The organism is Streptomyces niveiscabiei, from assembly GCF_033794345.1.
In the GTDB taxonomy this organism is placed as follows: domain Bacteria; phylum Actinomycetota; class Actinomycetes; order Streptomycetales; family Streptomycetaceae; genus Streptomyces; species Streptomyces niveiscabiei.
The window spans coordinates 162,277-174,698 of the sequence record NZ_JARAYJ010000010.1; the positions used below are offsets into that span (position 1 = coordinate 162,277).

Sequence of the window (12,422 nt, forward strand, 5' to 3'; positions counted from 1 at the left end):
GAGTGGAGGGGCTACAGGGTCGGTTTCCCTGTCGTGAAGAGCCACGTCTGGAAGAGGTCGTCCAGCTGCTGCCCCGAGATCTTCTCCGCGAGCTCGATGAACTGGGCCGTGTTCGCGTTGCCGTAGCGGTGCTGCTTCGTCCAGGCCGGGAGGAGCTTGAAGAAGGCCGCGTCGCCCATGCGTTCGCGCAGGACCTGGAGGGTCATCGCGCCCCGCTGGTAGACGGCCGAGGCGAACATCGTGTCCCGCTGCGGGTCTCCCACGGTGATCTGCCAGAACGCGCTCGTCCCCGGGCGGGAGTTGTACCCCGCCAGGAACGCGTCGTGCGCCGTGCGGGTGCCCTTGTGCTCGTCCCACAGCCACTGGCTGTACGTCGCGAAGCCCTCGTTCAGCCAGATGTCCTTCCAGTGCGCCACGCTGACCGAGTCGCCGAACCACTGGTGGGCCAGTTCGTGGACGATCGTCGATTCGCTGCGGACGGCCGAGTAGACCGGCTTGCTCTGGACCTCCAGCGAGAAGCCCGCCTCCGGCATGTCGTCGACGATCGCGCCGGTCTCCTCGAAGGGGTACGGGCCGAAGACCTGGGACCAGTAGTCGGTGGCCGCGGCCGTCACCCCGTACACGTCGACGCTGTTGCTGTTCGCCAGCACCGGGTCTATCGCGACGTAGATGGGGGTGCCGCCGGGGGTGGTGCCCGTCCGTACGTCGAACTTGCCTATCGTCGCCGTCGCCAGGTACGTCGCCATCGGCTTCGATTCGCGCCAGTGCATGTACGTGGACTCGCCCTTGTCGAACGTCGAGACCAGGCGGCCGTTCGAGACCGCCGTCAGGCCCTTGGGGGTCCGGATGCGGATGTCGTACGTCGCCTTGTCCGAGGGGTGGTCGCTGGACGGGAACCAGGTCGACGCGGCGTTCGGTTCGCAGGCCACGAAGACTCCGTCCGGGGTCTTCATCCAGCCGTAGTCCGAGCCGAAGACGATGGGGCCGCCCAGGGGTTCCGGTACGCCGCCGTACGTCACGCTCACCTTGAACGTCCGCCCCTTCTTCAGGAACTGACGCGGCGTCACCTTGATCTCGTCGCCCTCCCTCGTGAACTTCGCCTTCTTTCCGTTCACTTCGACCCTGGTGACCTCCAACTTCTGTAGGTCCAGGTCGAATCGGGAGAGGTTCTGGGTCGCTCTCGCGGTGAGGGTGGTGGTGCCGTCCAGGCGGTCCGTGTCCGGGGCGTAGGCGACGCCCAGGTCGTAGTGGAGGGCGTCGTAGCCGCCGTTGCCCAGTTGGGGAAAGTAGGGGTCGCCTATGCCGTCCGCGCCGGGGGTGGGGGCGGGGGAGGCGGCTACGACGAAGAGGGTGGCGGCTGCCGCTACGGCTGTGCCTGCCCATGCCGAACGGGAGAGTGCCATGGTCGTCCCTTTCGTGCGGTGTGTCGGACGGGGACGACTTTGCAGGGTCGCGGTTGGACATGTGCATGACTTTGCCAAGTCATGGAGGGGTAAAAGACCGGGCGCGCCCAGCCGTAGCCGGACGCGCCCGCACCTCTTCCGGCGTCAGCCGGCCTCGGGCTTGTCCTCCGTCGTCTCCACCTCAGCCGCCACCGCCGCCGATGTTTCCGCCGACTCCGCCAGGACCTCGTCCGCCACCAGTTCCGCCGCCTGCTTGGCCTCCGTGAGGAGGACCGTTTCCTGGGGGGCCTGGTCCGCAAAGTTCTCCGGGTGGTGGCAGGCCACCTGCTGGCCGGGGATCAGCTCCAGGAGGGGAGGTTCGGTGGTGCGGCAGATCTCCGTCGCCTTCCAGCAGCGCGTGTGGAAACGGCAGCCGCTGGGCGGGGAGATCGGGGAGGGGACGTCACCGCGCAGGAGGATGCGCTCGCTCTTGGCCGCCTTGCGCTTGGGGTCGGGGATCGGGACCGCCGAGAGCAGGGCCTTCGTGTACGGGTGCATCGGGGACTTGTAGAGCTTGTCCCGGTCCGCCAGCTCCACGATCTTGCCCAGGTACATCACCGCGATACGGTCCGAGACGTGCCGGACCACCGAGAGGTCGTGGGCGATGATGACGTAGGTCAGGCCCAGTTCCGACTGGAGGTCGTCCAGGAGGTTGACCACCTGGGCCTGGATGGAGACGTCCAGGGCGGAGACCGGCTCGTCGGCCACGACCAGCTTCGGGTTCAGGGCCAGCGCGCGGGCGATGCCAATGCGCTGGCGCTGGCCGCCGGAGAACTCGTGCGGGTAGCGGTTGTAGTGCTCGGGGTTGAGGCCGACCACCGACAGCAGGCGCTGCACCTCCGCCTTGACGCCGCCCTCCGGGGTCACCCCCTGGAGCTTGAACGGCGCGCTGACGATCGTGCCGATCGTGTGGCGCGGGTTCAGCGACGAGTACGGGTCCTGGAAGATCATCTGGACGTCGCGGCGCATCGGACGCATCCCCGCGGCGCTGAGGTGCGTGATGTCCCTGCCCTCGAACTCGACGCTGCCGCCGGTGGGTTCGAGGAGCCGGGTGATGAGGCGGCCCATCGTGGACTTGCCGCACCCGGACTCGCCGACGACACCGAGCGTCTCGCCCTTGCGGACCTCGAAGTCGATGCCGTCGACGGCGCGGACGGCCCCGGACTGGCGCTGGAGGAGGCCCTTGCGGATCGGGAAGTGCTTCTGGAGGCCGGAGACCTTGAGCAGAACCTCGGGCGTCTCTTTCACGGCATCGCTCACAGCTTCGGCGCAATCTCTTCGTTCCAGATCCGCTCCCGCTGTTCCTGCCCGAGATGGCAGGCGGCCCAGTGGCCGGTGCCGACCTCGGTGAGGTCGGGGCGGACCGTGCGGGTGACGTTGTCCTTGGGGAGGTCCGCGTACGGGCAGCGGGGGTTGAAGGCGCAGCCGGACGGGATGTTGATGAGGGACGGCGGGGCGCCCTTGATGGGGATGAGCCGGTCCATGTCCTCGCGGTCGAGGCGGGGCATCGAGCCCAGCAGGCCCCAGGTGTACGGGTGCCGGGGTTCCGCGAACACGTCCTCGGCGGGCCCGCGTTCGACGCACCGGCCGCCGTACATGACGAGCAGGTCGTCGGCCATCTCGGCGACGACGCCGAGGTCGTGCGTGATCATGATGACCGCGGAGCCGAACTCCTTCTGAAGGTCGCGGATCAGGTCCAGGATCTGCGCCTGGACGGTCACGTCGAGCGCGGTGGTGGGCTCGTCCGCGATGAGCAGCTCGGGGTTGTTGACCAGGGCCATGGCGATCATGGCGCGCTGGCGCATACCGCCGGAGAACTCGTGCGGGTAGCCGTCGACGCGCTTGTCGGGCTCGGGGATGCCGACCCGGTCGAGCATCTCGACGGCGCGCTTGCGGGCCTCCTTCTTGGTGACCTCGTTGTGGACCCGGTACGCCTCCACGATCTGCTGCCCGATCGTGTAGTACGGGTGCATCGCGGACAGCGGGTCCTGGAAGATCATGGCCATCTTCCGGCCGCGCAGCCGGCGCACCTCGTCGTTGTGGGCGCCGATCAGCTCCTGCCCGTCGAGCCAGACCTCGCCGCTGACGCTGGCGTTGCGGGCGGAGCGGTGCAGGCCCATGAGGCCGAGCGAGGTGACGGACTTGCCGGAGCCGGACTCACCGACGATGCCGAGGGTGCGTCCGCGCCGTACGTCGAAGCTGACGCCGTCGACGGACTTGACGAGGCCGTCGTCCGTCTTGAAGTGGATCTTCAGATCGCGGACGGAGAGGAACGCGTCGTCGGGGGCGTCGGCGACGGGCTCGCCCGGCGCGGAAGTGGAGGGCTTGCTCACGAGTACCTCACCCGGGGGTCGATGGCTGCGTACACCAGGTCGACGACGAGGTTGCAGAAGACGATGAAGAACGCGGCGACCAGGGTGACGCCCATGACGATGGGCAGGTCGTTGTCCCGGATCGACTGGACCGAGTAGGCGCCGATGCCCTGGAGGGAGAACACCGTCTCGGTCAGGACGGCCGTGCCGACCAGCGTGCCGAAGTCCATGCCGAAGATGGTGACGATCGGGGTGAGCGCGGCGCGCAGGCCGTGCTTGGTGACGACCGTCGTCTCCTTGAGGCCCTTGGCACGGGCCGTGCGGATGTAGTCCTCGCCCATGGTCTCCAGCATCCCCGCCCGGGTGAGACGGGCATAGAGCGCGGAGAACAGGAACGCGAGGCTGATCCAGGGCAGCAGGAGGTGCCAGGCCCATTCCGCCGGGTTCTGGGTGAACGGGATGTACTCGATGGAGTCCCAGATGGGGACCTCGTACACGAACAGGGCGCTGAGGATCTGGCCGGTGAAGAAGATCGGCAGGGAGACGCCGGCGAGCGCGATGAACATCGAGATGCGGTCGACGGGCGTGCCCTTGCGCAGCGCGGAGATGACGCCGGTGGTGACACCGAAGATCAGCCAGATCACGGCGGCGCCGACGGCGAGGGAGAAGGAGACCGGGATGCGCTCGGTGAGCTGCGGCCAGACCTCGACGTGGCTCTTGAAGGAGTAGCCGAAGCAGGGCGCGTCGCAGCGGGTGGCGTCCGGGCCGAACTTGTAGTCGGCGCCGACGAACAGCGCCTTGATGAAGTGCCAGTACTGGGTGTAGATGGGCTGGTCGAAGCCCAGGTTCTTCTTGATCGCGGCCACGGAGTCGGGGTTGGCGTCCTTGCCGACGTACTGCGTGGCGAGCTGGTCGGCGGTCTGGCCGCCGAGCCGGGGTACCAGGAAGAAGATCGCGAAGGTGACTGCGCTGACCACCAGCAGCAGTACCAGGGCGCCGAATACGCGCCGGATGATGTACGCAGCCACAGCTGTCCGGCTCCGGGCGGCGGGGTCGGAGCGTGTCCGGCCCCGCCACCCGGAACCTTCACCTGCCTTTCGAGAAGATTCCGGCCTGCTTTGCGGCTACTACTTCGAGGAGCTCATCAGCAGGTAGTCGTACATGCCCAGGTACGCCTGGGTGACCGTGACGTTCGTCGCGGACGCAGGCCGGAAGAGCAAGTTCTTGCGGTAGAGGGTCGGGACGACCGTGGCGGTGTCCATGACCATCTTGTCGATGTCGCCCCAGCCCTTGGTGCGGGCGGCGGCGTCGGTGTTGGCGATCGTCGAGGCGAGGGCCGCGTTGATCTTCGGGTCGTTCAGCTCCATCAGGTTGTTGCCGCCCGAGGGCTTGATGGCGGAGCCGTTGACGATCTGGTCGAGGAAGCCGAAGCCGGTCGGCCAGTCGGAGCCCCACGCCATGGACAGCATGCCGAGCTTCTGCTGGTGGACGTAGGACGGGACACCGGCGAAGTTCGAGAAGTACTTGCCGGCCGGGAACTGCCGGATCTCGACGTTGATGCCGTACTTCTTGAGCGACGCCTGGACGGCGGTGGCCTGCGCGACCTCGGCGGGACGGTCGGAGCGGGCGGTCAGGATCGTGTTGAAGCCGTTGGGCTTGCCGCACGCGGTGAGGAATTCCTTGACCTTGGCCGCGTCGCCCCGGCTGCCGGCCGACGGGTAGGTGTCGAACTTGGTGTAGCCGTTGACCGACGGGGGCAGCAGCGTGGTGGCGATGTCACCCTTCGGGGTGCCGCCGGCCGCGTCCAGGATGGACTGCTTGTCGACGGCGTACTGCACGGCCTTGCGGCAGTTGATGTTGTTGAACGGCTCGACGTTCTGGTTCAGCGCGATGTACTGCGTGGCGCCGGCGTACGAGCTGTCCGTCTGGTTGGCGAGCTTGCCCTTGAGGACCTTCGGCTGGGTGGCGGCCTGGACGCCGGCGCCCGCCGCGTCGACGGTGACCCGGTCGGAGATCAGGTCGTTGTCGATCGTGACCGGGTTCACCTTGAACTTGATGGTGATCTTGTCCGGCAGGGCCTTGCGGATCGGGTCCGTCTTCGGGTCCCACTGCGGGTTGCGCACGAGGGTGGCGCTGCGGCCCTCCTCGTAGGACTGGAACTGGTAGGGGCCCGAGGACACCATGTGCTGGACGTACTTGGCGCCGTCGTCCTTCGCGGCCGGGATGGGGGCCGTCTGCGAGAAGGTCGCCAGGTAGTCGAAGTCCGCGAACGGCTGCTTCAGCTTGAACACGATGGTCTGCGCGTCCGGCGTCTCGATGGACGCGAGGCCGTTCGGGTTCTTGTCCTTGTACGGGCCCTGGTACTTGTCGCCGCCGACCAGGTAGGACTTGAAGTACGTCGGCCCGTTGGAGAGCACCTCGGGCGCGAAGTTGGAGCGCTCGATGGCGTACTTGACGTCCTTGGACGTGACCGGGGTCCCGTCCTGGAACTTGACGCCGGCGCGCAGCTTGTACGTCCACGTCTTGGCGTCGGGGCTGGGCTGGCCCAGCGACTCGGCCAGGTCGGGGACGACGGTCAGGCCGTCCTTGCCGGCGGCCGGCTTGAACGTCGTGAGCGTACGGCCGTACAGGCGGGAGAAGTTCTGCACCCAGCCGTAGTACGTGTTGCCGGGGTCCAGGGAGTCCGCGACGTCCGAGTGCTCGAAGCTGAGGGTGCCCCCCTTCTTGTTCGAGACGTTGACGATGGACGTCAACCCCTCGTCCTTCTTCCCCTTGGCGGAGCCGCCGCCGCTGTCGCTGTCGCCGCCGCAGGCGGAAGCGCCCAGCGAGATCGCCAGGACCGACGCGATCGCGGCGGTCACTCTTCTCGTCTTCACCTGAGGAAATCCCCCTCGGTCGTTGTGGATCACTTGCTGCGAGGGTCGAGTGCGTCGCGCAGCCCGTCACCCAGCAGGTTGAACGCCAGGACGGTGATGAAGATCGCCAGTCCGGGCACGAACATGTACTGCGGATCCGCTGTGTAGAGATCCACGGCGTTGCTGAGCATCCCGCCCCAGGAAGCCTGCGGGGGTGCGATACCGACCCCGAGGAAGCTGAGGCTGGCCTCGAAGAGGATGTTCGTCGGGATGATCAGCGTCGAGTAGACGAGGATCGGTGCGACGAGGTTCGGGAGGAGTTCCCGGAAGAGGACGTACGGACCGCGCGCGCCGAGGCTGTGCGCGGCTTCGACGAACTCGCGTTTGCGCAGGGTCATCGTCTGGGCGCGCACGATGCGCCCGATGTACGGCCAGCTGAAGAAGCCGATGACGAAGATCAGGACGCAGATCCGCAGCGGGAGCCCGTTCAGGCCGAAGAAGCCGTCCTGGACGGAGGCCGAGATGGCGATGGCGAAGAGCAGCAGCGGGAAGGCGAGGAAGGTGTCCATCAGCCGGCTGATGACCGAGTCGACCCAGCCGCCGTAGTAGCCGGCGACGACACCGAGGACGGTGCCGATGACGACCGACAGCAGCGTGGCGCCGCCCGCGACGAGCAGGGAGACCCAGGACCCGTCGATGATGCGGGCGAGCATGTCGCGGCCGTACTGCGGGTCGACGCCGAGCGGGTGGTCCCAGCTCATGCCGCCCCAGCCGCCGATGGGCGCCTGCATCGCCGGGTCGATGAGGTCCTGGTTGAACTTGTTCGGGTCGAGGCCGAAGACGGCCTCGATGGGTTTGGCGAGGATCGCCATGAGGACGAGCAGGACGACGACGATGCCGCCGGCCACGGCCAGCTTGTCGCGCTTGAACCGGGTCCAGGCGATCTGGGTGAGTGAACGCCCTTCGATCTGGCTCTGGTTGGCCCCGGCGAGCACGGCTTCCGGCTGTGCTCCGGCCTCCGACCCGGTGGTCTCGATCGGTGCGGTCACAGTGCACTGACCCTTCCCGCCGGTGGTGACCGGCCTTACTCGCGTCTTATGGGAGGCGAGTCTTCAATGCGCTCGCGATCACGCGCCAGATGTGGCGGCGAAAGTATGCACAACCGTGATGCCGACCGAAGGCTTCCGTTATCCGAACAGTGGGTAACGACCCTCGGACGAGGGCAAGTTGATCAATACGGCCATACTGACACGTACCGGTTCGCTCTACGCGCGGAGATGAACACGGGTCGGTGTAACGAGTGGGTTTCCTGAGATGACGGAGCGTCAGGAGACGGCGGGGGCGATCAGTACGCGCCAGGCGTCGCCGGGTAGCCGTAGCCGGCCGCCGGGGACCGCGGGGACTGGGGAGCCGGCGGCTGCTGCGCCGGGGCGTGCGCCTCGCGGTCGTAGAACGGGCGGGCGTTGGCCCGCATCCACAGGACGACCGGGTCGTACTCGTCGGTCATCGCGACCGTGGAGACGGGCAGGCCGTCGGGGACGGCGCCGATCGACTGCTGCATCATCGCGCGCACCGCGTCCACCGACTGCGGCGACGTGTCGTACACGTCCAGGCCGATCGACAGGTACGGCTGGCCCAGGGCCGGCTGGACCCAGGCGCGGCGCAGCGCCCTGATCGCGGGGGTGCGGTGGGCGTTCTGGCCGAGGAGGGCGTAGAAGTGCGGGATCTCCACCGCCGGGTCCGACAGGCGCAGCGGGCCGGGGGGCTGGCGGTCCAGGCCCGTCGCGATGCGGCGCAGGTCGGCCCAGGGGACGCCCACGCCGCCGCCCGGGGCGTGCGGGTTCAGCCACAGGCCGTGGCGGTCCGGGTACAGGGTGCGGGCCGCGTCGAGGCCGTCCACCACCTCGTACGAACGGTTCCAGCCGCTCGCGGACAGCTCCTGGGCGGACGTCACGCAGGGCGCGTACGCGTGGCCGTCCACCTCCATCGAGCCGTACTGGGCGTCCGGGGAGCCGGACTGGCCGTGCCACAGCAGCATCCAGACCTGGCCGGTGGTGGGGGTCGAGAGCGCGCGCAGGAGTGCCTCGTAGGCGTCGTAGCGGCCAGGCGTGACCTGGCGCAGCATGTGCTCGACCTGGCCGGCCGCAGCGGTGCCGCTCACGCTCACGTCTTTACCGACCCTTCGTAAAAGTTGCCCCGTGGATGCCCGTTGCCCTGCGTCGGGGTCAAGCTTAAGCGCCTACGGGGGGTTCGCCGGTTGGGTGTACGACAGGTGAGGGGCGGGTTTCTAGGTGGTGCGGGAGTAGAAGGGCCGGACGTTCAGCTTCAGCCACTCCCCCACCGGGTCCTGCGCCACGTCCAGGAGGATCAGGTTCACGCCCCACCGCACCGGGACCCGGCCCAGCGCCCTGCCCAGCGCGTCCAGCGGCCGTTCGCCGGACTCGCCGTCCCAGTGGGTGAGTTCGACCCCGACGAACATGACCGGTTCCGCGGTCTCGATCGCCGCCAGGCAGCGGCGGGCCGTCAGGACGACGCCCGTCGCCTCGAACTCCTTGGACGCCTCCGCGAGGAAGTCCACCGGGTCGTCCTGCCAGTCCGGCTCGAAGAGGCGGACCCGGGCGCCGGAGGCGGTGCCGTCGAGGGGGGTGCGGCCCGCCCGGCAGAGGTCGGCGACCGCCTGCGGCGGGAGCGGGACGCCTACGACGCCGTCGGGGTTCAGGGCGATGCCGACCTGCGGGGGGAGGCCCTTGGCGAACTCGGCCGCCGGGGCGATCGTGTACGACATGTGCGCGCCGGTGACCTGGCGGAACTGTTCCTCGGAGGTGAAGACGGGGACGTACACCTGGCCGGCGATGTCGATCGTGGGCAGGTCGAGGGGGCCGGTGCGGGGGCCGCCGCCGTTGGGCAGCGGGATCCAGACGAAGCTGCGCGCGAGGACCTCGATGATCCGGCCGCCCGCGGACGGCACCCCCAGGGAGGCGGAGAGCACCTCCTCCAGTTCGTTCCCCGGCCAGCCGCCGTGGGAGTGGGGGTGTGCGGGGACCGGGAAGTCGGTCGGGAAGTCCATCGCTGTCTACCGCCTGCTGGGAACCGCTGTCGAGGAGGAAAAGCTTAAAGGCGTACCGGGGCGGGCCGGTTCAGCCCCGGGTGAACGCGATCCTCCGCAGCGCGTCCGCCGCCTCCCGGTCCAGCAGGATGGCCGCGCCGCAGCCGTCGGGCAGGCCGCCCCGCTCCACCGAGCCGATCAGGCGGGACGCCGCGTGGCGGTGGCGCAGGAACGCGTACCGGGAGACGCCCCGGCCCCGTTCGCGCTGGCCCTCAAGGGCCGTGTCCGGGGTGACGTCCAGCAGGAGGAGGTGGAGGGTGCCGCCGCGGCGGCGGGCGTCGCGGGCGAGCCAGCCCCGCACCCAGGACTGGGTGCCGCAGTCGTGGACCACGACGCCCTCGCCGGAGCGCAGGGCGCGCCACAGGCCCGCGTAGTGGGCGAGGCGGACGAGGGGGCGGTAGGCGGCGTACGGCAGCCAGGAGGGCGTACGGGCGTCCCAGCGGTCCCGGGTGTCCTGGGAGTCGACGCGGGTGCCGTGGACCGCGCGGCGCATCAGCGTGGACTTGCCGCTGCCGGGCAGGCCCGTGACGACGACGAGGTCGCGGGGGCCGAAGAGGAGGGCGTGCGGGCTGTGTCCGGCGCGGTCGCGCAGGTCGCGGACGACCGGCGCGGGGTGCCCGGCGCGGCTCTCCCGCGCGGGGGCCGCCGGCTGGGCGGGCAGCGCCGTCGCGTACGCCGTGGTCCTGTTCACCGTTGATCGTCCTCCCCTTGGAGCAGTCCCGTCAGATACGGGTCTCCCCATAGACAGTAAAGAGAAGGTAATGGAATCTGTCTCGCGATTTGGTGCGCCTCCTGCCACAGCCCGGTTACAGATCTGGCCCTGCCGCACGACCGGGGTGGCGTGCGATGATGGCCGCGCCAACTGCATACCGGCCGTTCGAATCCGCGCGGGAGAGTCCCCGGCTCGCTGTCCCGCTGGGGCGCCGAAGGAGCAAGTCCCTCCCTTGAATCTCTCAGGCACCGTTACCGCGTGGGCGAGGCACATCTGAAAAGCGGGCCGCCCCGGCGGTCCCACCCAAGGTGCAAGCCGTGTTCCCCGCGAGGGTCACGGCGAACCTCTCAGGTTCCGATGACAGATGGGGAGGATCTTCTCGTTCCTGGACGGGAAGCCCTTGCCCCACCCCGTCGCACCTGGGAGACGAACGCCCGATGACCAGCAGTTCCGCCGTACCGCGCCGTACCGCGCTCGATGCCCTGCACCGCTCGCTCGGCGCGACCATGACCGACTTCGCGGGCTGGGACATGCCGCTGCGCTACGGCTCGGAGCGCGAGGAGCACACCGCCGTCCGCACGCGCGCGGGGCTCTTCGACCTCTCGCACATGGGCGAGATCACCGTCACCGGGCCGCAGGCCGCGGCCCTGCTGAACTACGCGCTGGTCGGCGACCTCGCGGCGGTCGGGGTGGGCCGGGCCCGCTACACGATGATCTGCCGGGCCGACGGCGGCATCCTGGACGACCTGATCGTCTACCGGCTCGCCGAGACCGAGTTCATGGTCGTCGCGAACGCCTCGAACGCGCAGGTCGTGCTGGACGCGCTGACCGAGCGGGCCGCCGGGTTCGACGCTCTCGTGCGCGACGACCGGGACGCGTACGCGCTGATCGCCGTGCAGGGGCCCAAGGCCGCGGGGATCGTCGGGGCGCTGACGGACGCCGATCTCGTAGGTCTGAAGTATTACGCCGGGCTGCCCGGGACGGTCGCCGGGGTGCCGGCGCTGATCGCGCGCACCGGGTACACCGGGGAGGACGGGTTCGAGCTGTTCGTGGCGCCGTCGGACGCGGTGGCGCTGTGGGAGGCGCTGGCCGCCTCCGCTGATGTCGTGCCCTGCGGTCTGTCCTGCCGGGACACGCTGCGCCTCGAAGCGGGCATGCCGCTGTACGGGCACGAGCTGTCGACGGCCCTGACGCCCTTCGATGCCGGGCTCGGGCGCGTGGTGAAGTTCGGCAAGGACGGTGACTTCGTGGGGCGCGAGGCCCTCGCCGAGGCCGCCGCGCTCGCCGAGCGCAAGCCGCCCCGGGTCCTGGTCGGGCTGATCGCCGAGGGCCGGCGCGTACCGCGTGCCGGGTACGACGTCGTCGCGGGCGGCGCCGTCATCGGCGAGGTGACCTCCGGCGCCCCCTCCCCGACGCTGGGCAGGCCGATCGCGATGGCGTACGTCGACGCGGCGCACGCGGCGCCGGGGACGGCCGGGGTCGGCGTCGACATCCGGGGGAGCCACGAGGCGTACGAGGTCGTGGCTCTGCCGTTCTACCAGCGCGCGAAGTAACCCTCCCGCAGTCCCCTATTCATCAGCACTCCCCCGCGTACAGGAGAATTCAGGCCATGAGCAACCCCCAGAACCTGCGCTACAGCAAGGAACACGAGTGGATCTCGCCCGCCGAGGACGGCGTCGCGACGGTCGGGATCACCGAGCACGCGGCGAACGCCCTCGGTGACGTCGTCTTCGTCGAGCTCCCGGCGGTCGGCACCGCCGTGACCGCGGGCGAGTCCTGCGGCGAGCTGGAGTCGACGAAGTCGGTGAGCGAGCTGTACGCGCCGGTCGACGGCGAGATCACCGAGGTCAACGAGAGCGTCACGGAGGACCCGTCGCTGGTCAACTCCGAGCCGTTCACGGGCGGTTGGCTCTTCAAGGTGCGCGTCGCCGACGAGCCGGACGACCTGCTGTCCGCCGACGAGTACACCGCCTACACCGCCGGCTGAGGAGTCGT

At 69.3% G+C, this 12,422-nt stretch carries 11 protein-coding genes and 2 riboswitches; of the genes, 2 read left to right on the plus strand and 9 right to left on the minus strand.

Annotated features, from left to right (window positions below):
• Nucleotides 1-11 precede the first annotated feature (11 nt).
• The 9 genes from PV682_RS16785 to PV682_RS16825 all read right to left on the minus strand — a co-directional run bounded on the left by PV682_RS16785 (nt 12) and on the right by PV682_RS16825 (nt 10,406).
• The gene (locus tag PV682_RS16785) at nt 12-1,403 is read right to left on the minus strand and encodes a M1 family metallopeptidase (RefSeq protein WP_319730495.1); all 1,392 of its coding nucleotides are present in this window, start codon (nt 1,401-1,403) and stop codon (nt 12-14) included.
• A gap of 144 nt (nt 1,404-1,547) precedes the next feature.
• Nucleotides 1,548-2,729 carry an ABC transporter ATP-binding protein gene (locus PV682_RS16790; RefSeq protein WP_407705698.1) on the minus strand — a complete coding sequence of 394 codons (1,182 nt, stop codon included), beginning with the start codon at nt 2,727-2,729 and terminating at the stop codon, nt 1,548-1,550.
• A complete protein-coding gene (locus PV682_RS16795) occupies nt 2,699-3,775 on the minus strand; it encodes an ABC transporter ATP-binding protein (protein ID WP_055722144.1) in 1,077 nt (358 codons plus the stop codon). The genes PV682_RS16790 and PV682_RS16795 overlap by 31 nt, the downstream gene beginning before the upstream one ends.
• Nucleotides 3,772-4,782 (minus strand): ABC transporter permease, encoded by a 1,011-nt coding sequence (locus PV682_RS16800; RefSeq protein WP_319730500.1) that lies wholly within the window; start codon nt 4,780-4,782, stop codon nt 3,772-3,774. The genes PV682_RS16795 and PV682_RS16800 overlap by 4 nt, the downstream gene beginning before the upstream one ends.
• Before the next feature lie 99 nt (nt 4,783-4,881).
• Nucleotides 4,882-6,630 (minus strand): ABC transporter substrate-binding protein, encoded by a 1,749-nt coding sequence (locus tag PV682_RS16805; RefSeq protein WP_319730502.1) that lies wholly within the window; start codon nt 6,628-6,630, stop codon nt 4,882-4,884.
• Between the two features lie 29 nt (nt 6,631-6,659).
• Entirely contained in the window at nt 6,660-7,658 is a 999-nt protein-coding gene (locus tag PV682_RS16810; protein ID WP_055722147.1) for an ABC transporter permease, read from the minus strand.
• A 296-nt stretch (nt 7,659-7,954) separates the two neighbouring features.
• Nucleotides 7,955-8,776 carry an enhanced serine sensitivity protein SseB C-terminal domain-containing protein gene (locus PV682_RS16815; RefSeq protein ID WP_319730504.1) on the minus strand — a complete coding sequence of 274 codons (822 nt, stop codon included), beginning with the start codon at nt 8,774-8,776 and terminating at the stop codon, nt 7,955-7,957.
• A 120-nt stretch (nt 8,777-8,896) separates the two neighbouring features.
• Nucleotides 8,897-9,676 carry an enhanced serine sensitivity protein SseB gene (locus tag PV682_RS16820; protein ID WP_112471974.1) on the minus strand — a complete coding sequence of 260 codons (780 nt, stop codon included), beginning with the start codon at nt 9,674-9,676 and terminating at the stop codon, nt 8,897-8,899.
• A 70-nt stretch (nt 9,677-9,746) separates the two neighbouring features.
• Nucleotides 9,747-10,406 carry an AAA family ATPase gene (locus PV682_RS16825; RefSeq protein WP_319730508.1) on the minus strand — a complete coding sequence of 220 codons (660 nt, stop codon included), beginning with the start codon at nt 10,404-10,406 and terminating at the stop codon, nt 9,747-9,749.
• A 187-nt stretch (nt 10,407-10,593) separates the two neighbouring features.
• A riboswitch (glycine riboswitch) is annotated at nt 10,594-10,694 on the plus strand.
• Nucleotides 10,695-10,801: riboswitch (glycine riboswitch) on the plus strand.
• A gap of 63 nt (nt 10,802-10,864) precedes the next feature.
• Between PV682_RS16825 and gcvT the strand changes: the two genes are divergently transcribed.
• Nucleotides 10,865-11,980, plus strand: coding sequence for a glycine cleavage system aminomethyltransferase GcvT (gene gcvT, locus PV682_RS16830; protein ID WP_319730510.1), 1,116 nt, complete (start codon nt 10,865-10,867; stop codon nt 11,978-11,980).
• Between the two features lie 56 nt (nt 11,981-12,036).
• Complete coding sequence (gene gcvH / locus PV682_RS16835; RefSeq protein ID WP_319730511.1) at nt 12,037-12,414, plus strand: glycine cleavage system protein GcvH; 378 nt, start codon at nt 12,037-12,039, stop codon at nt 12,412-12,414.
• Nucleotides 12,415-12,422: the final 8 nt, after the last annotated feature.

Excerpts from the sequence above, each read along its gene's own strand:
- PV682_RS16820 (WP_112471974.1), bottom strand. The coding sequence starts at position 9,676 with ATGGACTTCCCGACCGACTTCCCGGTCCCCGCACACCCCCACTCCCAC.
- gcvH (WP_319730511.1), top strand. The coding sequence starts at position 12,037 with ATGAGCAACCCCCAGAACCTGCGCTACAGCAAGGAACACGAGTGGATC.
- PV682_RS16785 (WP_319730495.1), bottom strand. The coding sequence starts at position 1,403 with ATGGCACTCTCCCGTTCGGCATGGGCAGGCACAGCCGTAGCGGCAGCC.
- gcvT (WP_319730510.1), top strand. The coding sequence starts at position 10,865 with ATGACCAGCAGTTCCGCCGTACCGCGCCGTACCGCGCTCGATGCCCTG.